Annotated in this window: 17 protein-coding genes; 9 read left to right on the top strand and 8 right to left on the bottom strand. The window is 46.2% G+C overall.

Features of this window, described 5'->3' with window-relative positions; translation table 11 throughout:
- The first annotated feature begins 25 nt into the window (after positions 1 to 25).
- From pspF to CS022_RS07835, 6 genes are all read left to right on the top strand, one after another.
- Positions 26 to 1042: a phage shock protein operon transcriptional activator gene (gene pspF, locus CS022_RS07860; RefSeq protein ID WP_129121828.1), complete on the top strand. Its 1017-nt coding sequence runs from the start codon at positions 26 to 28 to the stop codon at positions 1040 to 1042.
- Between the two features lie 130 nt (positions 1043 to 1172).
- Positions 1173 to 2795, top strand: a complete 1623-nt coding sequence (gene sapA / locus CS022_RS07855) for an ABC transporter substrate-binding protein SapA (protein WP_129121901.1) — start codon at positions 1173 to 1175, stop codon at positions 2793 to 2795.
- A 3-nt stretch (positions 2796 to 2798) separates the two neighbouring features.
- Positions 2799 to 3761: an ABC transporter permease gene (locus tag CS022_RS07850; RefSeq protein WP_129121827.1), complete on the top strand. Its 963-nt coding sequence runs from the start codon at positions 2799 to 2801 to the stop codon at positions 3759 to 3761.
- Positions 3748 to 4635 (top strand): putrescine export ABC transporter permease SapC, encoded by an 888-nt coding sequence (gene sapC, locus CS022_RS07845; RefSeq protein WP_129121826.1) that lies wholly within the window; start codon positions 3748 to 3750, stop codon positions 4633 to 4635. The genes CS022_RS07850 and sapC overlap by 14 nt, the downstream gene beginning before the upstream one ends.
- Entirely contained in the window at positions 4635 to 5645 is a 1011-nt protein-coding gene (locus CS022_RS07840; protein WP_129121825.1) for a peptide ABC transporter ATP-binding protein, read from the top strand. The genes sapC and CS022_RS07840 overlap by 1 nt, the downstream gene beginning before the upstream one ends.
- Positions 5629 to 6432: a peptide ABC transporter ATP-binding protein gene (locus CS022_RS07835; RefSeq protein WP_129121824.1), complete on the top strand. Its 804-nt coding sequence runs from the start codon at positions 5629 to 5631 to the stop codon at positions 6430 to 6432. The genes CS022_RS07840 and CS022_RS07835 overlap by 17 nt, the downstream gene beginning before the upstream one ends.
- Before the next feature lie 60 nt (positions 6433 to 6492).
- Here CS022_RS07835 and pyrF read toward each other — a convergent pair whose 3' ends face one another.
- The 7 genes from pyrF to aroA form a co-directional block, all read right to left on the bottom strand.
- Entirely contained in the window at positions 6493 to 7188 is a 696-nt protein-coding gene (pyrF, locus tag CS022_RS07830; RefSeq protein ID WP_129121823.1) for an orotidine-5'-phosphate decarboxylase, read from the bottom strand.
- A 1-nt stretch (position 7189) separates the two neighbouring features.
- Complete coding sequence (gene lapB / locus CS022_RS07825) at positions 7190 to 8359, bottom strand: lipopolysaccharide assembly protein LapB (protein ID WP_129121822.1); 1170 nt, start codon at positions 8357 to 8359, stop codon at positions 7190 to 7192.
- A 3-nt stretch (positions 8360 to 8362) separates the two neighbouring features.
- On the bottom strand, positions 8363 to 8650 hold the full coding sequence (locus CS022_RS07820) for a LapA family protein (protein ID WP_129121821.1): 288 nt from the start codon (positions 8648 to 8650) through the stop codon (positions 8363 to 8365).
- A gap of 170 nt (positions 8651 to 8820) precedes the next feature.
- The gene (gene ihfB / locus CS022_RS07815; protein ID WP_129121820.1) at positions 8821 to 9105 is read right to left on the bottom strand and encodes an integration host factor subunit beta; all 285 of its coding nucleotides are present in this window, start codon (positions 9103 to 9105) and stop codon (positions 8821 to 8823) included.
- A gap of 75 nt (positions 9106 to 9180) precedes the next feature.
- Entirely contained in the window at positions 9181 to 10851 is a 1671-nt protein-coding gene (gene rpsA, locus CS022_RS07810; RefSeq protein WP_129121819.1) for a 30S ribosomal protein S1, read from the bottom strand.
- A 97-nt stretch (positions 10852 to 10948) separates the two neighbouring features.
- On the bottom strand, positions 10949 to 11632 hold the full coding sequence (gene cmk / locus CS022_RS07805; RefSeq protein ID WP_129121818.1) for a (d)CMP kinase: 684 nt from the start codon (positions 11630 to 11632) through the stop codon (positions 10949 to 10951).
- Positions 11633 to 11836: 204 nt separating this feature from the next.
- Positions 11837 to 13117: a 3-phosphoshikimate 1-carboxyvinyltransferase gene (aroA, locus tag CS022_RS07800; protein ID WP_129121817.1), complete on the bottom strand. Its 1281-nt coding sequence runs from the start codon at positions 13115 to 13117 to the stop codon at positions 11837 to 11839.
- 397 nt (positions 13118 to 13514) lie between these two features.
- On the opposite strand from aroA, the gene CS022_RS07795 reads away from it, so the two are divergent.
- The 3 genes from CS022_RS07795 (at position 13515) to CS022_RS07785 (ending at position 18985) form a co-directional block, all read left to right on the top strand.
- A complete protein-coding gene (locus CS022_RS07795) occupies positions 13515 to 15077 on the top strand; it encodes a BCCT family transporter (protein WP_129121816.1) in 1563 nt (520 codons plus the stop codon).
- A gap of 262 nt (positions 15078 to 15339) precedes the next feature.
- Positions 15340 to 18069 (top strand): M16 family metallopeptidase, encoded by a 2730-nt coding sequence (locus CS022_RS07790; protein WP_129121815.1) that lies wholly within the window; start codon positions 15340 to 15342, stop codon positions 18067 to 18069.
- Between the two features lie 121 nt (positions 18070 to 18190).
- Positions 18191 to 18985: an MBL fold metallo-hydrolase gene (locus tag CS022_RS07785; RefSeq protein WP_235869323.1), complete on the top strand. Its 795-nt coding sequence runs from the start codon at positions 18191 to 18193 to the stop codon at positions 18983 to 18985.
- A 42-nt stretch (positions 18986 to 19027) separates the two neighbouring features.
- On the opposite strand, the gene serC is transcribed toward CS022_RS07785, so the two are convergent.
- A complete protein-coding gene (gene serC / locus CS022_RS07780; protein WP_129121814.1) occupies positions 19028 to 20110 on the bottom strand; it encodes a 3-phosphoserine/phosphohydroxythreonine transaminase in 1083 nt (360 codons plus the stop codon).
- Between the last annotated feature and the right edge of the window lie 128 nt (positions 20111 to 20238).

Raw genomic sequence — 20238 nt, 5'->3', positions numbered from 1 at the left:
AAACTAACAGTTGGTAAATTTAACCATGGAAAAAACTGATGCGCTTATCGGTGAGTCCGACCACTTTTTATCGGTACTCGATCATGTTTCCAGAGTGGCACCTTTAAACCGCCCAGTGCTCGTGATTGGAGAGCGGGGAACAGGGAAAGAGTTAATTGCACAGCGGGTACATTATCTTTCTCGCCGTTGGGATGCGCCACTGGTTTCACTCAACTGCGCAGCGCTCAGCGATGGGTTAATCGACTCAGAGCTCTTTGGACACGAAGCTGGCTCATTCAGTGGCGCGAAAGGAAAGCACAGCGGTCGATTCGAGAGAGCTGAAAATGGTACTCTATTCCTCGACGAGCTCGGCACCACACCGCTCGGCGTGCAGGAAAAGCTGCTGCGAGTCATTGAATACGGTGAATATGAACGTGTGGGTGGTTCTAAGCCACTTTCCGCCGACGTCAGGCTTGTATGTGCCACAAATGAAAATCTCCCAGAGATGGTTGAAGATGGAAAGTTTCGTGCTGACTTGCTTGATAGGCTGGCATTTGACGTTATCCACCTCCCTCCATTAAGAGAACGCAGAGAAGACATACTCCTTCTGGCTGAAAACTTTGCTGTGAAAATGTGTCGAGAGCTAGAATACGGTTACTTCGCAGGGTTTACACGTGAGGCTAAAGAGACGCTTCTTGACTACCGCTGGCCGGGAAACATTCGGGAATTGAAGAATGTTGTTGAACGCGCTGTATACCGAAAAGATGGTGAAAACGCACCAATTGATGATCTCTATCTCGATCCTTTCACCGCGCCATGGCACGAGCAGAGTTCGACTGACAGTGATGTCAAACATGGCCCTCACACAATGAATCGCGATATTTCGTTACCATTTGATTTACGGCAATGGCAAAACGACATAGAGAAAGACGTGGTAATAAAAGCGTTGGATGAAGCAAAATTCAACCAGCGACGGGCCGCAGAATTACTAGGTCTGAGCTACCATCAGATTAGGGGACTACTGAAAAAACACAGCCTAGCAAGTGACGAAAAAAGCGAATAGTGGATGAATTACGACCGATGGATGTCTTTTTCCTTGGTTTTTATAGGTATATTCACCATCTCGGCTTGGTAGGCATGTCCGTTCAGTGGTAAATTATGCATCTTACAATGATGGCAAATTTGTCTTATTTATGCGTGTGATCATCCGCTTAGTCATGGCGAGCGTTTTCCTTTTGACGCTCAATGCCTGCGAAGACCCAGAAGACCGTACTCTCATTAATAACCGTGGTTTTGTTTATTGTGGTCAGGGGCAACCGAACACCTTTAACCCACAACTCACCGACGGCGGGTTGACGGCTGAAGTTTTATCAAATCAATTATTTGACCGCTTGCTTCAGCTTGATCCTGACAGCCACAAACCTGTGTCTATGCTGGCAAAAGCTTGGACAGTCAGTGAAGATGGCAAACGTTATGTGTTCAAGCTTCGTCAAAATGTTCACTTCCACACAACGGCGTGGTTTAGCCCAACACGAGAGATGACATCAGAAGATGTTGTGTTCAGTTTTCGTCGTCTCATCGACCCCGAAAATGCTTACTCTGGTATTTCGGGTGGACAATACCCATGGTTCAACAGTCTCGATTTTTCAGGGCTTGTTGAAAGCGTTGACGCTGTTGATAAATATACAGTTGCTTTCACGCTTAGCCGGCCGGACGTGTCGTTTCTCGCTACCTTATCAACCCCCTATGCCGTCATTCATTCTGCCGAATACGCGACACTTTTAGTAAAGAATAACCAACAGGATCGAATAGACCATTACCCTGTTGGTACCGGGCCATTTTATCTTGAACAATACAAACCCAATGAGCTTATTCGTCTAAAACGTCACTGGGATTATTGGAACGGTGCCGCGCCGATGGAGCAAGTCGTATTTGACATTTCGTCGCGCGGTACAGGTAGATTAGCCAAATTAATCACGCATGAATGCGATGTGCTGTCTGCACCGATCGCCAGTCAGCTGAGTGTGATTGAGGGTGACAAAAAATTTGTGCTGTCTTCTCAAACCGGAATGAACGTAGCCTTTCTTGCGCTAAATACTCGTCACCCCGCGTTGTCAGAGCTCGAAGTCCGGCAAGCGATCAATTACGCCATCAACCGTAGTGCTCTACTCAAGTCGGTTTATTATGGTACGGGGAATGCCGCAACAGGTATGCTTCCTCCTATGTCTTGGGCGTATGACACCACAGCCAAAACGCCTTATGACCCACAACTAGCAATGGCATTGATGGCCAAAGGGGGTTATCGAAATGGCTTTGAGGTCAATTTGCTGGTCCCAACACTAGCAAAGCCCTACAACCCGAGTCCGAGAAAAACCGCGGAACTCATACAGGCTGATCTCAAAGAGATAGGTGTCAAAGTCAATATCGTCTCTCAAGAAGAAATTAACCGTCAGTCACTGCGGGACGATCCTGCTGGGCATGACATGGTGCTTACGGGTTGGATAGCGGATAACGGCGACCCCGATAACTTCTTACGCCCTTTGCTTTCCTGCAACGCGAAGTTCACAGGTTGGAATATGTCGAATTGGTGTAACCGCTATTTTGATCGTTTTCTCGATGCCGCGATATCTACTTCGGATATCGCAGAACGAAAAACGGACTACTTCAAAGCCCAACAGATACTCAGAGACAGACTCCCGGTCATACCTCTTGCACATGGCGTTTATTTTCAAGCCAGGCAGGCTGATCTAAAAGGCTTTTCGCTCACCCCGTATGGAGACAACTCCTTTGCCAATGTGTCCCGCGGAGGTCGCTGATTTATGCTGATTTATACAATCAGGCGACTCAACCTTTTCATTATCACTCTGCTCATTTTAAGTTTGATCAGTTTCAGCATCTTGCGTATCGACCCCAGTCATACCTGGCTCAATGACGATTTTTGGTCGGGATGGTTTCAATACTTACGCCACCTCATGGCCGGAGATTTAGGGATCGACCGAAATGGCGAGCCTGTAACAACAGCGTTAGGACAAGTTATTCCTGCCACATTAGAACTTTGTTTTCTTGCCTTCTCCATTGCCTTATTGATTGGTATCCCACTTGGCACGCTGGCTGGCTTGCGTCGTGGAAGCTATACCGATGTCGTTATCTCGTCAGCGACGTTGTTAACTTTCTCAATGCCTATCTTCTGGATGGCAATACTGATGATTACTCTTCTCTCCTTATCGGCAAATTGGCTGCCAGTGTCCGGCAGGTACAACCTGCTGTTTGAGATTCCAGAAGTATCAGGTTTTGCATTAGTTGATATTCTGCTCTCAGAGCATCCACAGCGTGATGAAGCTCTCCGCGATATCATTCGCCATCTCATCATGCCTACCGCTGTATTGGCTGTCGCTCCAACAACAGAAGTCATCAAGCTGCTTCGAGACTCCGTGAGTGATGTAATGAATCAAAATTACATCAAGGCAGCCGCGACCAAAGGGCTTTCAAAACTGGAAATCGTGACACGCCACGTAATGAAAAATGCATTGCCGCCCATCATCCCGAAGTTTGGTATGCAAATTTCTACCATGATGACCTTTGCAATTATTACTGAATATATTTTTGATTGGCCAGGAATCGGCAGTTGGTTACTGGCAGCATTAAGCCAGCAAGATTACGTCGCGGTGCAGGCCGGCGTATTGACCGTTGGTTCAATTGTCCTTCTTGCAAACATATTTTCAGATCTTGCCAGCGCAATCATTAACCCTCTGGTAAGGAAGGAATGGTATGCCCTCAAATAGTGTTTACTTAGAGCAGAAGTTCCCTACTCACCTTCAGCGTTCTTGGGCTGATTTCAGGGAAAACACGCTAGCGATGTTTGGCTTCTGGTGCCTGTGTATCTTAGTGCTTATTACTATTTTCGCGCCGTGGCTTAGCCCCTATGACCCACAATACCAAACAGGCGAGCTGCTATTACCGCCTTCGTGGGATTTGGCGGGTAGAGTCGACTACTTCCTCGGAACCGATGACCTCACAAGAGACATCCTTTCACGCCTTGTCGCGGGCAGCCAACTTACCTTTGGCTACGCAATTTTGGTCACTCTTGCCGCTGGAGTACTAGGCATCGCAGTCGGTGTGCTAGCAGGAATGACATCAGGCCTTAAATCGAGCTTTCTCAACCACCTTCTGGATACCATTCTATCCATCCCGTCATTGCTTCTGGCTATTATCGTTGTTGCGTTTCTCGGCCCGGGAGAACTGAATATTCTGATTGCAGTCTGGCTGGCATTGATCCCTCGCTTTATTCGTGCCGTTTATACTGCCGTGCATGATGAAGTAAAAAAGGAATATATTCTTGCAGCGCAACTTGATGGGGCGTCAGGGTTCTACCTCTTGAAAACCTCCATCTTGCCCAACATATTAGTAGTATTATCGACTGAGTTTACCCGAGCACTTTCAGTTGCCATTCTTGATATCGCAGCAATGGGCTTTTTAGAACTTGGTGCTCAGGCACCATCTCCCGAGTGGGGAGCTATGCTGCGAGACTCTATTGAGCTTATATACACTGCGTCTTGGACCGTTCACTTGCCAGGCCTTTGTATTATGTTCAGCGTATTGGTCGTAAATCTTGTCGGCGATGGGCTAAGTCAGGCTATCAATGCGGGGACAGAGTAATGCCATTATTAGACATCAGAAATCTGACCATAGAGATCGAAACACCGCAAGGCATGGTAAAAGCCGTTGATCGCATGAGCCTTACCATAAAGGAAGGTGAAATCCGCGGGCTTGTTGGAGAGTCAGGCTCAGGTAAGAGTCTGGTTGCCAAGGCCATTTGTGGTGTGACAAAAGACGGCTGGCGAGTTACTGCAGATCGATTACGGCTTGGCAATATTGACTTGCTCTCGACTCCGATCAAAGAACGTCGCCATATTATCGGTAAAGAAATTGCGATGGTTTTTCAAGAGCCATCCACTTGCCTTGACCCCTCAGAAAATGTGGGATACCAGCTAGAAGAAGCGATTCCTTCCGACGCGTTTTCTGGCAACTGGTGGCAACGATTAGCATGGCGGCGTAAGCATTCTATTGCTTTGCTTCACAAAGTGGGTATCAAAGACCACAAACGAATAATGCGCAGTTACCCCTATGAACTCACCGACGGAGAATGTCAGAAGGTGATGATTGCAATGGCCATTGCTAATCGTCCACGTCTGCTCATTGCTGATGAACCGACAAACGATCTTGACCCCATCACTCAGGCGCAAATTTTCAGGCTACTTAGTCGAACAAATCAGTTATCGAACACCACAATCTTGCTCATCAGTCACGATTTAACGACCGTCACTCAATGGGCGGATCGTATAACTGTGATGTACTGTGGTCAGTCAGTAGAATCAGGGAGTCGCAAGCAAATCCTTACGACGCCACATCATCCTTATACCGATGCGCTCTTACGTGCGATGCCGGATTTCAGCAAAGACATTCCGCACAAATCAAGGTTGGAAACCTTACCCGGAACAACACCGCCGCTTCAGCACCTACCTATTGGTTGTCGCTTAGGGCCGAGATGCCCCTACGCACAACGAAAATGCGTAGAAGTGCCAAACTCCAAGAAAATCAAAAACCATAAGTTTGCCTGCCATTTCCCGCTAAACATGGAGAACATCAGACATGACCGCACTGCTTGAAGTCGATGGTCTCACCAAACATTACCAGTACAGAACAGGGCTGTTTACTAAAAGAGTGATTGAGGCGGTACAGCCCGTTTCGTTCTCACTCGAAGCTGGAGAAACGCTCGCATTAATCGGCGAAAACGGCTCAGGAAAATCCACACTTGCGAAAATGTTGGCCGGCGTCGTGGAGCCGACAGCGGGGGTTATTAGAGTAAACGGTGAACGCTTAAAACCTCACGATTTCAGTAATCGTTGTAAGCTTATCCGAATGATCTTTCAAGACCCGAATACCTCTTTGAATCCTCGGCTACAGGTTGGACAAATCCTTAACAGCCCTTTGGAAAGAAACACCAATATGACGGGGAGTGAGAGAGAAAGAAGAATTAAAAGCACACTTCGGGAAGTTGGGTTGTTGCCAGAGCATGCTTATTTTTACCCTCAGATGCTTGCAACAGGTCAAAAACAGCGTGTATCACTCGCTCGCGCACTTATTTTACAACCGAGTGTCATAGTTGCAGATGAAGCCTTAACAGGCCTTGATATGTCTGTGCGCTCTCAGATCATCAATTTGCTTCTGGAGCTTCAGGAAAAGATGGCTCTTTCTTACATTTACGTGTCTCAGCATATGGGAGTCGTAAAACACATTGCTGACCATGTGATGGTGATGCAAGAAGGGACTATCGTCGAAACTGGACGGGCCGGGCAAATCTTTACCGCCCCCGAGCACCCTCTGACACAACGGCTTTTAGACAGTCATTTCTCAGCGCCTTCTCTCGATAGAAAAGCACGATATACCGCATAATTGATACAAAGAATGCTGCCACTGGGCAGCATTTCAATAAAAACGTCAGTATCTCAGCGTTTAGTTCAATGACGCATTAATTTGCGCAAGTACAGCAGCAGGATCCTCAGCCTTAGTAATTGGGCGGCCGATGACCAAATAGTCAGAGCCCGCTGAGACCGCTTGTTCCGGCGTCATAATTCGGCGCTGGTCACCCGCATCTGAACCTTCTGGGCGAATACCCGGTGTAACCAGTTTAAACGACTGACCCAGTTCTTCTTTTAATAAGCTGGATTCGTGTGCCGAGCAAACTACACCATCTAGACCGCTATTTTTGGTTAAGGCCGCCAGGGACACAACGTGATCTTGCGGTGCTTTTTGTATTCCAACACCCGCCAAGTCAGATTCTTCCATACTTGTTAACACGGTGACACCAATCAGCAGAGGCTTATCGTCACCATATGAATTCAACGCCTCTCGCGCGGCCACCATCATACGTTCACCGCCGCTTGCGTGAACATTGACCATCCACACACCTAATTCTGCAGCGGCAGCGACAGCACGCGCGCAAGTGTTCGGGATATCATGAAATTTCAAGTCAAGAAAAACCGAGTGTCCACGCGAATGTAACTGACGAACATATTCAGGACCAAACAAGGTAAACATCTCTTTACCCACTTTTAGGCGGCACGTACCTGGCTCAATTCTATCTACAAATGCCAGCGCCTGATCAACACTCGGGTAATCTAATGCCACTATAACTTTTGGGTCCTGCATTTTACTCTCCATCTAGCCCACGGATAGGTTTTATCGATCCCCACCCCTTACATGACGGGCAATGCCAGTAAAGCGAGTGGGTGGAAAAGCCGCATTTTCGACAACGATAATGCGGCTTTATTTTTAATTGCTCAGCAACCAGCTCTTTTAATGTATTCAGGCTGGTTTTAGCACGCCCCTCTTCTGCCTCCTCGACATGCAGCTCCATTAACTTATGGAAACCTTTCATTGTCGGATTGCGAGTGAGCTGACGAGTAAGAAACGACTGCGCCATTGCAGTGCTCTCACTCATCTTAATTACGTCGGCCATCATTAATTCAGCAGATACACCAGATTTTCTGTCTAAGCACTCTTTTAAAAAGCGAACCAAAGCAATGTCATTTTCATCCTGTTCATAACACTTCGCCAAAATAGGGAGTGCTTCGCTGACGAAGTCAGGATCTTGGTCCAAAACATTCTCTAGAGCTTTGACCGCAAAGCGATACTCCTCAATCTCTATATCCATTTTCGCCAACATGAGCGAAGCACGAACGCAGGCCTTGTCTGTTGCTAGCGCTTTTTTTAGATATTGTCGGGCTGACTTGACGTCCTCCTCCGCCATTGACTGCATCGCAAGCTCACAATAAAAGTGCGCAATATCGTTTTTAAGAGACGATTTACCTCCCTTAACGAGTTTTGATGCGACGGGTATTGCTTTATCCCACTCCCGGGTTTGTTGATAAATAGCCAGAAGTTGCTCAAGCGCAAAAGTTTTATAGTCAGGCTCATCAGTCAGCTGCTCAAAGATTTTTTCAGCGCGGTCGAAAAAGCCTGCGACCATGTAATCTTTGGCAAGTTGTTGAAGTGACAAATTTCTTTGATCTAAGGTCAGGTTAGGGCGCGCAATGAGGTTTTGATGAATACGAATCGCACGATCAACCTCTCCTCTTGACCGAAATAAGTTACCAAGCGCGAGGTGGGTATCGATGGTATCGTTATCGACCTGAAGCAGGTCGATAAAAAGGTCGACAGCTTTATCTGATTGATCAGAGAGAAGTAGGTTCAAACCCGCAACATATTGCCGTGAAAGGTGGTGCGATTTGTCCTGGCGTTGATGTCGAGCATTTCTGTTGCCCATATACCAGCCATAACCGGCTGCAATCGGTAACAACAGAAACAACAGCTCTATCATAGATTAGTGTTCCTTTACTGGATCCACTCGCAGTTGATCCAACTCTTTTTGCTGACGGTTTACTTTTTTCTTCAGTGAATTTGCTGAAAAACGAGCTTTAAGATAGAGCGTGCCGCATGCAACCCAGCCCAAAAGAAAGCCGAGTCCAAAAATAATACCAAGCAGCATCGAAAGCTTAAACTCACCTTGGGCAAGCAAGTAGTTGAAGTTAACAATTCCCTGATTTTGTGCACCCAGTGCTAATGCAACCAAAAAACTAAATATCAGTATGACGATCCCAATAATTCTCATAATTCTCCCTCTCAATTATTCGATAGCACTTTTTTCAATTTTGGTTGTGATATTAAAAAGTACTAAGGATAACAGGCTATGATTATGCAGTAATTTAACTCATCAGACCATGGAAAAAGGCATAAAAAAACGGCATACGTTTAGTATGCCGTTTTTTTGAACGAGTAACATCAACTGTAGATGTTCACGCGATCACGAAGTTCCTTACCAGGTTTGAAGTGAGGGACGTACTTGCCGTCGAGCTCAACTTTGTCACCAGTCTTAGGATTGCGTCCGACACGCGGAGCGCGATAATGCAAAGAGAAACTACCGAAGCCACGAATCTCGATTCTGTCACCTTCCTCGAGCGTCGTCGCCATGTACTCAAGGATTTCCTTGATGGCATCTTCTACCTGTTTGGCAGAAAGATGGGTCTGTTGACTGCACAGTCTTTCGATTAACTCAGACTTCGTCATGATCACCCCGCTTTTAGTATGTTTCTCAACAGTATAAATGGGAAGAGGAAATTTTTCCCCTCTTCCTACATTAATTTATTCGCTTTTCGCAGCTTTGAAAGCATCAGCCATAGCGTTACCGAAAGAAGCGTCATCCGCTTTGTTCAGAGTAGCCATTGCTTCTTGCTCATCAGCTTCGTCTTTAGCACGTACAGACAGGTTGATCACGCGGTTCTTACGGTCCACACCAGTGAACTTAGCTTCCACTTCATCACCTACTGCCATAACCAGAGTTGCATCTTCAACACGGTCACGTGACGCTTCAGAAGCACGTAGGTAACCTTCAACGCCTTCAATCAGCTCAACGGTTGCGCCTTTAGCGTCAACTGCAGTTACTTTACCCTTAACAATAGTACCTTTCTTATTGTCAGCAAGGTAGTTGTTGAATGGGTCTTCTTCCATCTGCTTGATACCCAGTGAGATACGCTCACGCTCAGCATCAACCTGAAGAACTACTGCAGAGATCTCGTCGCCTTTCTTGAAGTCGCGAACTGCGTCTTCGCCTGCAACATTCCAAGAAATGTCAGACAGGTGAACCAAACCATCGATACCACCGTCCAGACCGATGAAGATACCGAAGTCAGTGATAGACTTGATCTTACCAGTTACACGGTCGCCCTTGTTCTGGATTTCAGCAAATGACTGCCATGGGTTAGCTTTACATTGCTTCAGACCCAGGCTGATGCGACGACGCTCTTCGTCGATGTCCAGAACCATAACTTCAACTTCGTCACCCACGTTAACAACTTTAGATGGGTGAATGTTTTTGTTAGTCCAGTCCATTTCAGAAACGTGTACCAAGCCTTCAACGCCTTCTTCGATTTCAACGAAGCAGCCGTAGTCAGTCAGGTTAGTTACACGACCAGTCAGCTTGTGACCTTCTGGGTAACGGTTAGCAATTGCTACCCATGGATCTTCACCCAGTTGCTTCAGACCTAGTGAAACGCGAGTACGCTCACGGTCGAACTTCAGAACTTTAACGTTGATTTCGTCGCCAACATTAACGATTTCTGATGGGTGCTTAACACGTTTCCAAGCCATGTCAGTGATGTGAAGCAGGCCGTCTACACCGCCCAGATCTACGAATGCACCGTAGTCTGTCAGGTTCTTAACGATACCTTTAACTTCCATACCTTCTTGCAGAGAAGCAAGCAGCTCGTCACGCTCAACACTGTTTTCTGATTCGATAACAGCACGGCGAGAAACAACAACGTTGTTGCGTTTCTGATCAAGCTTGATTACTTTGAACTCCAGCTCTTTACCTTCCAGGTGAGCAGTGTCACGTACTGGACGTACGTCAACCAGTGAACCTGGCAAGAACGCACGGATGCCGTTAAGTTCTACAGTGAAACCACCCTTAACTTTACCGTTGATGATACCAATAACGGTTTCAGCATCTTCGTAAGCTTTCTCCAGTTGGATCCAAGCTTCGTGACGCTTCGCTTTCTCACGAGAAAGTTGAGTCTCACCAAAGCCATCTTCGATCGCATCCAGAGCAACGTCTACTTCTGCACCTACTTCGATTTCAAGTTCGCCAGCAGCGTTCTTGAATTGCTCAGCAGGGATAGCAGACTCAGATTTCAGGCCAGCGTCAACCAGAACGAAGCCGTTCTCGATTGCAACAACAGTACCTTTAACAATCGCGCCTGGGCGAGTTTCGATTTCTTTCAGTGACTCTTCAAAGAGTAGAGCAAAAGATTCAGTCATTAATTTGATCTTCAATTTTAAACGTCCACGGGCATCCTACCGCGTGGGGTTGATAGTAAAGTCGGCTATCATCCTTGCAGCCAACGGCTTTTTGTCGCTAAGCGACAGAAATTCTACTTCTAATATAGGCCAATGCTTGCTCAAGCACTTGTTCAATGTTAAGAGACGTTGAATCGAGTACGATAGCATCATCAGCAGGACGCAATGGTGCAACCGCTCGGTTACGGTCACGATCATCACGTTCTTGAATTTCGCTCAAAAGGCGGTCAAAGTTAACATCTAACCCCTTTTGTTGCAACTGATTATGCCGGCGTCTAGCACGCTCTTCTGCACTGGCATCAAGGAAGATTTTTGCCTCTGCTTGCGGGAAAACGACAGTTCCCATATCTCGGCCATCTGCGACCAGGCCCGGAGACTCACTAAATGCCCGTTGACGGCGCAATAATGCTTCGCGGACGCGAGGCAGTGCAGCGACCTTGGAGGCAGCATTACCTACTTCTTCTGTGCGCAGTGTTCCAGATACATCTTCACCTTCGAGAATGACCTTGACCAAATCACCTTCAGCTTTGAACTGAACATCGAGATGTGCAGCCAGTGGCACCAGTGCATCTTCAGATTCTGTGTCTACACCATGATGAATCGCGGCCAAAGCAAGCACACGATAGATTGCACCTGAATCAAGAAGATTCCAGCCCATCTCTGCTGCCAGCAACATACATAAAGTGCCTTTTCCGGCACCGCTCGGGCCATCAACAGTAATGATTGGCGCTTGGGTTGACATATCTATCTCCAAAATCAGTCTCTTGGCACATTATCTGACCCAACAGGACCAGGAATAAAGCCAAAATTTTGCGGCGTATTATAGGGAAAATATGCAAATAAAAACAGACCAACTGGCAATTGGTCTGTTTATTCATTCACTTCGTGACTACACATTCAAACATTACGTTTGAAACGAGGTGCTTCTGTTATCAAGCAACCTCGCTCACAGGGACAGCCCATTAAGTTTGTCGAAATAGTCCGGGAACGTCTTTGATGTGCAGCCTGGATCGTTAATTGTCACTGGTGTGTCACTCAGTGCAACAAGTGAAAAGCACATTGCCATTCTATGGTCATCATAGGTATCAATGTCAGCATGGTTCAACACTGATGGCGGAGTGATGGTGATATAGTCTTCACCTTCTTCAACACTGGCACCTACTTTACGAAGCTCTGTCGCCATCGCTGATAAACGATCCGTTTCTTTTACTCGCCAGTTATATACGTTACGGATGCTTGTCGTACCTTTGGCAAACAAAGCGGCGGTCGCTATTGTCATCGCTGCATCCGGGATGTGGTTAAAATCCATATCTACAGCTTTCAGCTCTCCGCGACGAGAGATGACGTAGTCATCACCCCACTCAATTTCTGCACCCATTTTCTCCAGCGCATCAGCAAACTGAATATCCCCTTGGATACTCTTTTTACCAATACCTGTCACTTTTACCTCACCGCCTTTTATTGCTGCTGCAGCTAAAAAGTAGGAGGCCGAGGATGCGTCGCCTTCAACGAGAAACTCGCCAGGAGCCTGATACGTCTGACCAGCTTTAACAGTAAAAGACTTATAGTCATGATTTTCAACAGAAACACCAAATTGCGCCATGATATGTAACGTTATGTCGATATATGGCTTTGAAACTAGATCGCCGATGATATTGATTTTGGTGTCAGACTCGGCAAGCGGTGCTGCCATGAGAAATGCGGTAAGGAACTGACTCGAAATACTTCCGTCAATATCGACTTCACCACCAGATAATCCCGTTGCGTGAATTTTTAACGGAGGAAAGCCATCATTTTCCACGTAGGAGATATCGGCACCAGCGGTTCGAAGGGCATCAACCAGATGTCCGATCGGGCGCTCCTTCATTCTAGGCTCACCAGTGAGTAAAAAGTCTCCCTGTCCTAAACACAGCGCAGCGGCAAGAGGACGCATTGCTGTGCCTGCATTGCCGAGGAAAAGCTCCTGTGCTTGATCAACGCTAAATGCCCCACCTAAGCCTGAAACTTCGCACACTGTATTATTGTTAGAAAGCTCATAAGACACACCGAGCTTTGCTAATGCATTGAGCATGTGCCGAATATCATCGCTGTCGAGCAAATTTGTAAGGCGAGTTTTTCCTTCTGCCAGAGCGGCGAGCAGTAATGCTCGGTTAGAAACGCTTTTTGAGCCGGGAAGGTTTACAGTACCATTGATTTTGGTAATTGGTTGAAGTGTCAACTGCTCCATCTGATTGTTGAGGTCCTCTCATTTTTCGTACCTTCAGAGTAACGAAAAGACGTGATCAGAGCTAGCATTGATTTTATTCGTTAATAAAGACGCACTTTATACTCACAACCTCCTGCAAAAACATATACCTAACAATGCTCAGATAGTTGGCGTGTTTTTTATGTCACCAGAGCATTCAAAAGCCTCTGACTAAATGGTTCAGATCAACAACCTCCGTCATGTTTCGGAACCTCCCTTCACTTCTCAGTCAATGAATCACGGAGCATGATTTCACATCTTAGTTAAGTGCAATAAATAAATATTTTACCAACTTAAATGTGACACTTGTCATATTTTTCTGGCTATTCCTTTTACACACTGATAGAGTGCCGTCCCTCACACCCTACGTGAGAGACTTATGCTTTCAAAAACGCCTGATAACGGCGATAAACTTGTTCCGCAGATCACCATTTCATTCATTTCCCTCTTCCTTTTCTGGGCACTCCTAGATATGCAAGGGTTGAGTCAGATCATTCAAGGGCTCTTCGAATTCTCGACACAGTTGTTGGGTGCTGCTTGGCAATGGATGCTTTTGCTCAATTTTATTATCGCGAGCGTTATTGCGGTCAGTCGGTTTGGTAAGTTGCGGTTAGGTAATAGCTCACAACCAGATATAAGTACTTTTCGTTGGTTATCAATGATCATGTGCACATTGATCGCTGGAGGCGGCGTTTTCTGGTCCGCTGCTGAACCAATTTTTCACTTTACGACCCTTCCACCTGCATTCTCTCACTCTCAACCCCAAACACCTTTTGAATCAGTCGGCCCGGCGCTTGCACAGAGTTTTCTGCATTGGGGGTTTCTTGCTTGGGCAGCGTTAGGAACACTCAGTGCAATTATTTTAATGTATGCCCATTACAAAGGCGGGTTGAAACTTCGCCCCCGCGCACTGCTCTATCCCCTATTTGGAGGCCGTCTCGAAAACCATTGGCTGGGTTCTATCATTGACGCGTTTTCAATTATTTCGGTTGCGGCAGGCACCATCGGGCCAATCGGGTTCCTCTGTCTTCAAATGGGATACAGTTTGGAAGCAGTCACCGGGATCGCAAATACGCCTTTCGTTCAGCTGTGTATCCTAGCTGTTGTTGTCGCTGTTTATTCACTCTCAGCCGCTTCTGGTGTAGATAAAGGCTTACAATGGTTAAGTAAATTCAACGTTATTGGTGCATCACTGCTTATGTTAGCAGTACTGTTTCTGGGACCAACAACATTTATTCTTGAACAGTTTGGCCAAGGCTTCTCAACCTACCTGCTTCACTTTGGGCAACTCGCACTCACAGGCTCTAACCCCGAGTGGAATCAATGGTGGACGTGGTTTTTTTGGAGTTGGTTTATTGGTTTCGCACCCGTTATCGCCATTTTCGTTGCTCGAATATCATCGGGTAGGACTATCCGAGAGCTTGTATGCGCTGTTGCAATATGCGCACCCGTTGTCACCAATTTTTGGTTTACTGTCCTTGGTGGAACGGGGATCTTTTTCGAATTGCAGACACCGGGAAGTATCTCTGACCCTCTTGCAGCCGCAGGTTTACCCGCAGTGCTAATCGCGTCACTTTCACAGTTGCCTTTGGCCTCAATTTTGTTGCCATCATTTATGTTGTTAAGTACCACCTTCGTCGTAACAACGGGAGACTCAATGGCCTACTCGATTGCAGCATCGGTATCAGGTGACAGTGAGCCAACGAAGCAACACCGACTTTTCTGGGCAATTGCAATGGGGCTTGTCGCAGGCGTTCTTCTGCAAGTGGGAGAAAGTGGCCTCAAAGCGCTCCAGTCCTTCATTGTGATCACTGCTGTGCCGGTTTCTGCTTTGTTGGCAACAACACTTATTGGCGGTCCGCTCGTTGTATACAAAATGGGAAATGAAAGACAGCAGTGCGAAGCTTTGCCCACTGATTGTGCAGTATCTGTGATTTCCTAAATTACACGACAATACAGATATTTGGAAAAGGCTTCTCAACATAAATTGGGAGGCCTTTTTCGTTTTAGATCCCTTTTTTACCAACCTCGCTATAACGATCCTGATTCAAAACTTTGCATCTTTATAATCAAAATTATCGAATTGATCCGAATATAAAAATTTAAGAGCTGATCAACAAGTTACAAATGATACTTTATCTTATTAACGTATTCTTACCACACATAAATATTACTAATAGAAGTCTGAACCCTCAGGAGTCTTAATGAAAATGCAACTAAGAACGAAGTTATCTGCGGTAGCGTTATCACTGGCAGCAAGCTTTTCCTCTTTTAGTGCTTTAGCTGACTACAAAAAAATTACTGAAGTCGAAGGTATCACGGAGTATCGCTACGACAATGGTCTCCAAGTCCTTCTTTTTCCCGACCCAAGTAAAGAAACCGTCACTGTCAATGTCACGTATCGCGTAGGCTCCAAGCATGAGAGCTATGGCGAAACAGGGATGGCGCACCTTCTGGAGCACTTGGTGTTCAAAGGCACACCAAAGCACAAAAATATTCCTGCAGAACTCAGTGCACATGGTGCTCGTCCCAACGGTACAACCTTTTTTGATCGTACCAATTATTTCGAAACGTTCGCTTCAACGGAAGAAAACATCGATTGGGCACTGAGTATGGAGTCCGACCGTATGGTTAACTCTTTCATTGCGCAAAAAGATTTAGATAGCGAAATGACGGTTGTTCGAAATGAATTTGAAATGGGTGAAAACAGCCCATTCAGTATCATGTTTAAACGCATCATGGCGACGGCTTATGATTGGCACAACTATGGTAAAACAACCATCGGTGCCCGTTCTGATATTGAAAATGTATCGATAGAGCGTCTCAAAGCTTTTTACAAAAAATACTATCAACCAGACAATGCTACCTTGGTTGTCGCAGGCAAGTTTAAGCCTGACGAGTTACTGGAAAAAATTGACGACACTTTCGGTAATATCCCGAAACCAGAGCGCATATTGGAAAGAACATATACCTCCGAACCCGCAAAGGATGGAGAGCGTGAGTTTACTGTCCGACGTGTAGGTGACGTGCAGATTGTTGGCGGCCTTTACCATATCCCACCGGGGGGGCACAAAGACTATCCAGCAATAGAAGTGCTAAGCCAAATTTTAACCGCGACGCCAAATGGTCGACTTCATAAGGAGTTAGTCGAGAACAAACTGGCAACCTCTGCATTTGGTCTTACACTTCCACTCGAAGATCCGGGCGTGACACTCTTCGGTGCTCAGATCGCAAAAGATGCCAATCTTGACGCTACAGAGCAAGCATTCCTGAAAACAGTAGAAAATATTCAGGAAAACAAAATTACGCAAGAAGAGCTAGAGACAGCAAAGCAAGCCTTGCTGAAAAACTTCAAGCTAGCGTTAAATTCTTCTGAATATATCTCTGTTGAGCTGAGTGAATTCATCGGTATGGGTGACTGGCGTCTAATGTTCCTGAATCGTGATCGCCTGGAGCAGGTTACTGTCGAGGATGTTCAGCGTGTGGCTCAGCAATATCTTGTGCGTAATAACCGAACCTTGGGCCGCTTCATCCCAGCTGCAGAACCTGAACGCGTCGAAATCGCCAAAGTCACCGATTTGAGCAAAGCCCTCGAAGGGTACAAAGGGCGTGAACAAGTTGCTCAAGGTGAAGCCTTCGAGCCATCATTCGATAACATCGAGCGCCGAACAGAAAACCTGAGACTCGCATCAGGCGCCAAAGTTGCGTTGATCCAAAAGAAAACGCGTGGTGAATCGGTAGTCATTCAAATCAGCGGTCAGATGGGTGATTTGGAGAGCTTAAAGGGCAAAAGTGCAATCGGTAGTGCTGCAGGAGCGCTACTGTTGAAAGGAACAACAACACGCTCACGCGAAGAAATAAAAACGGCTTTGGACCAACTTGAAACTGCTTACTACGTTGGTGGCGGAAATGGCAGCTTCTTTGGTGATATCGAAACGACCAAGACGAACTTGACCCCAGCAATGCAGGTCATTACGGACGTTTTGCGCAACCCTAGTTTCCCGAAAAAGGAGTTCGACCTCTATAAGGAAGAGCAGAGAGTTGCTATCGAGCAAATGATGCAAGATCCTGAGGCTCTGGCATCAATGGCTCTGCGAAGACTCCATTCTCCGTATGAAAAAGGTCATCCTCGCTACACACCGACCTTTGAAGAGCAACTTGAAGAGTTAGCGGCAGTTAAATATGAAGATGTCGCTGCGTATTACAAACGCTTCTACGGTGCTGATCAAATGCAGATTTCTGTTATCGGTGACTTTGACAAAGACGCTGTTATCAAGGCTCTGAATACGCTGACTGCTGACTGGGCAAGTAGTGAAAAGTATTCACGAATTGTGACGCCATACTTCAAATTGCCAACAGAGTCGGTTGAGTTCAACACGCCTGATAAAGAAAATGCCATGTTCTTCGCGTCAATGACGTTACCTGTAGGCGAGACACATGCGGATGCACCAGCTCTCACACTGGGTAACTATATCCTTGGTGGTGGGTTTATGAATAGCCGACTGGCATCTCGTTTACGCCAACAAGATGGTGTCAGCTACGGTGCAGGCTCATGGCTCAATATGAACAGCCAAGATCAGAAAGCAGCGCTGGGTGCTTACGCGATCTGTGCTCCTCAAAACTTACCAAAAGTTGAGAAAGGCTTTAAAGAAGAGCTAGCGAGACTTCTTAAAGATGGTTTCACCAACGAAGAATTGGAAATGGCGAAATCAGGTCTGCTTCAGGGCCGTAAAGTCAGTCGCTCACAAGACAACGAACTCGCTTCAGATCTTACCTGGAATCTCTATCTTGACCGCGACATGTCATTCGACAAAGAGTTTGAGCAAGCCATGTCCAAACTCACTGTCGAGGACCTCAACAAAGCGTTCAGAAAATATGTCAGTGTTGATGATTTTGCGTTAATCAAAGCAGGTGATATGTCAAAAACGAACTAATTCACTCTTACATTCACAAGAGCATAAGCCAGCTTCCGAGCTGGCTTATTTGTTTCAGTGATTGGTGATTTGACTGGTCTGATCTGCTTCATACATACTAGAGTCCTCATAAGAACATTAGATGGACTTAATGAATTCTCTTATTGCGCTTCACAAACTGGATGGCTACATCCAATCTATCTTCCTTGCCGAACATACTGACGGCTTCATGTTGCTTGACGGTTGCTCAAGACCTGATGTCAGCCTTGTTATCTCTTTCATTGAACAAACATTAGGCAGGAAAAAAGAAGATCTAAAACTGGTCGTCGTCACTCACATGCATCCTGACCATGCCGGCGGCGCTAACCTTTTCAGAAAGTTAACGGGGTGCAAACTTGCCGCTGCAAATGTGTCAGGCCAATGGTACGGCGGCGTATCAGGCACGATAATGCATTGGACCGACATTGCGCTCGCGCAATACGTGGCAAAACGAAAAGAGAGGCCATTCAGCCGGATTTGGTATGCAAGAACATTATCCCCAGATATCAAACTGGAAGACGGTGAGAAAATCCCAGGCTTCAAAGAGTGGACAGCCCATTTCACACAAGGCCATACAGACCGTGACTTATCACTGCACCATATTTCCAGTGATCGTATCTATATCGCAGACCTTATTGTGAAGGTAAAAGACAAGTATTTTCCCCCTGTACCGGTTTCATACCCAAACCGTTACAAACGTTCACTTGAGAAGTTACGACAGTTAGGTCCGAAAGAAGTGATTCTTGCTCATGGGGCTGAGACACCCATTGAAATGATAGATTTCGATTACTTGCTACAAAGAGCACCTAACGAACCTCTGACGCAATGGAAAGTGATATGGAAAAACATCCATGAACGGCTTTTGTTCAATATGTTCAAGAAAAAAGATCGCCCCTAGTGGCGATCTTTCATTTTAATATTCGTTGTAAACTGTAAATGATTAAGCGTGTGCTTTTTCAAACTCTTTCATGAAGTCTACCAACGTCTGAACACCTTCGAGGGGCATTGCGTTGTATATCGACGCACGCATTCCACCAACTGCTCTGTGACCTTTCAAAGCATGCAGGCCTCTTTCATGCGCCTGCTCAAGGAATGTAGCATCTAACTCTGGGTTAGCCAGCAAGAAAGGAACATTCATTAATGAACGGTTATCTGGGTGAACACCATTGCTATAAAAAGGTGATGCATCAACGTAGTCATAAAGCAGCGCCGCTTTTTGTTCATTGTGCGCTTTCATTGCCTCTAAACCACCTTTGGCAAGTAGCCATTTAAATACTTCACCAGCCAAATACCAAGCAAACGTCGGTGGTGTATTAAACATCGACTCTTTCTCAACCAAGGTAGAGTAATTGAGAATTTCAGGTAAGTACTCCTTAGCTCGGCCCAACAAATCATCGCGGACGATAACAAGGGTTATCCCCGCTGGGCCAATGTTCTTCTGTGCACCAGCGTAAATCAAACCATATTGACTAACATCAATCGGTCTTGACAGAATCGTTGATGACATATCAGCGATAATTGGCTTGTCTGTCAGAGGAAGATCTCTGATCTCAATACCATCAATGGTTTCGTTAGGACAAAAGTGAACGTACTCAGCATCTTTGCTCAGTTTCCAATCTTTCGCTGGCAGCACCGCTTTCAAGCCATCAGTTTCTGTCAAAACACTGACCGTATTCGGTGTGCAGTATTTTTTCGCTTCTTTTATCGCTGACTGGGCCCAGTAACCCGCATCAACATAGTCTGCAATCGTTCCGCTTCCCAACAGGTTCATTGGTACTGCAGAGAACTGACCACGTGCACCACCATGACAGAACAGCACATGATAGTTATCAGGAATCGATAGAAGATCACGCAGATTTTTTTCTGCATCAGCAACAACTTCGAGAAACTCTTTTCCGCGGTGAGAAATTTCCATCACTGATGTGCCAATATTGTTCCAGTCAGTCAGCTCGGCCTGAACTTTCACCATCACATCCTGTGGCAACATGGCCGGACCGGCCGAGAAATTAAATACCTTTTCCATTATCAGTGAATACTCCTGCTTGCGAACGATCGCGATCTTAAACCTCTAAAAAAGACAATGTACTGCGTAAACCAATGCGACACCAGCGCGGTCAGCTATTGCATATAGCAGCCATCAAGGTTTTTAGT

The organism is Veronia nyctiphanis (assembly GCF_004116385.1).
Lineage (GTDB): Bacteria > Pseudomonadota > Gammaproteobacteria > Enterobacterales > Vibrionaceae > Veronia > Veronia nyctiphanis.
This window is presented reverse-complemented; position numbering and strand designations above follow the sequence as displayed.

Bases quoted from the DNA above. Each gene is read 5' to 3' on its own strand.
- pspF (WP_129121828.1), top strand. From the start codon at position 26: ATGGAAAAAACTGATGCGCTTATCGGTGAGTCCGACCACTTTTTATCG.
- sapA (WP_129121901.1), top strand. From the start codon at position 1,173: ATGCGTGTGATCATCCGCTTAGTCATGGCGAGCGTTTTCCTTTTGACG.
- CS022_RS07850 (WP_129121827.1), top strand. From the start codon at position 2,799: ATGCTGATTTATACAATCAGGCGACTCAACCTTTTCATTATCACTCTG.
- sapC (WP_129121826.1), top strand. From the start codon at position 3,748: ATGCCCTCAAATAGTGTTTACTTAGAGCAGAAGTTCCCTACTCACCTT.
- CS022_RS07840 (WP_129121825.1), top strand. From the start codon at position 4,635: ATGCCATTATTAGACATCAGAAATCTGACCATAGAGATCGAAACACCG.
- CS022_RS07835 (WP_129121824.1), top strand. From the start codon at position 5,629: ATGACCGCACTGCTTGAAGTCGATGGTCTCACCAAACATTACCAGTAC.
- pyrF (WP_129121823.1), bottom strand. From the start codon at position 7,188: ATGCAGGACCCAAAAGTTATAGTGGCATTAGATTACCCGAGTGTTGAT.
- lapB (WP_129121822.1), bottom strand. From the start codon at position 8,359: ATGATAGAGCTGTTGTTTCTGTTGTTACCGATTGCAGCCGGTTATGGC.
- CS022_RS07820 (WP_129121821.1), bottom strand. From the start codon at position 8,650: ATGAGAATTATTGGGATCGTCATACTGATATTTAGTTTTTTGGTTGCA.
- ihfB (WP_129121820.1), bottom strand. From the start codon at position 9,105: ATGACGAAGTCTGAGTTAATCGAAAGACTGTGCAGTCAACAGACCCAT.
- rpsA (WP_129121819.1), bottom strand. From the start codon at position 10,851: ATGACTGAATCTTTTGCTCTACTCTTTGAAGAGTCACTGAAAGAAATC.
- cmk (WP_129121818.1), bottom strand. From the start codon at position 11,632: ATGTCAACCCAAGCGCCAATCATTACTGTTGATGGCCCGAGCGGTGCC.
- aroA (WP_129121817.1), bottom strand. From the start codon at position 13,117: ATGGAGCAGTTGACACTTCAACCAATTACCAAAATCAATGGTACTGTA.
- CS022_RS07795 (WP_129121816.1), top strand. From the start codon at position 13,515: ATGCTTTCAAAAACGCCTGATAACGGCGATAAACTTGTTCCGCAGATC.
- CS022_RS07790 (WP_129121815.1), top strand. From the start codon at position 15,340: ATGAAAATGCAACTAAGAACGAAGTTATCTGCGGTAGCGTTATCACTG.
- CS022_RS07785 (WP_235869323.1), top strand. From the start codon at position 18,191: ATGGACTTAATGAATTCTCTTATTGCGCTTCACAAACTGGATGGCTAC.
- serC (WP_129121814.1), bottom strand. From the start codon at position 20,110: ATGGAAAAGGTATTTAATTTCTCGGCCGGTCCGGCCATGTTGCCACAG.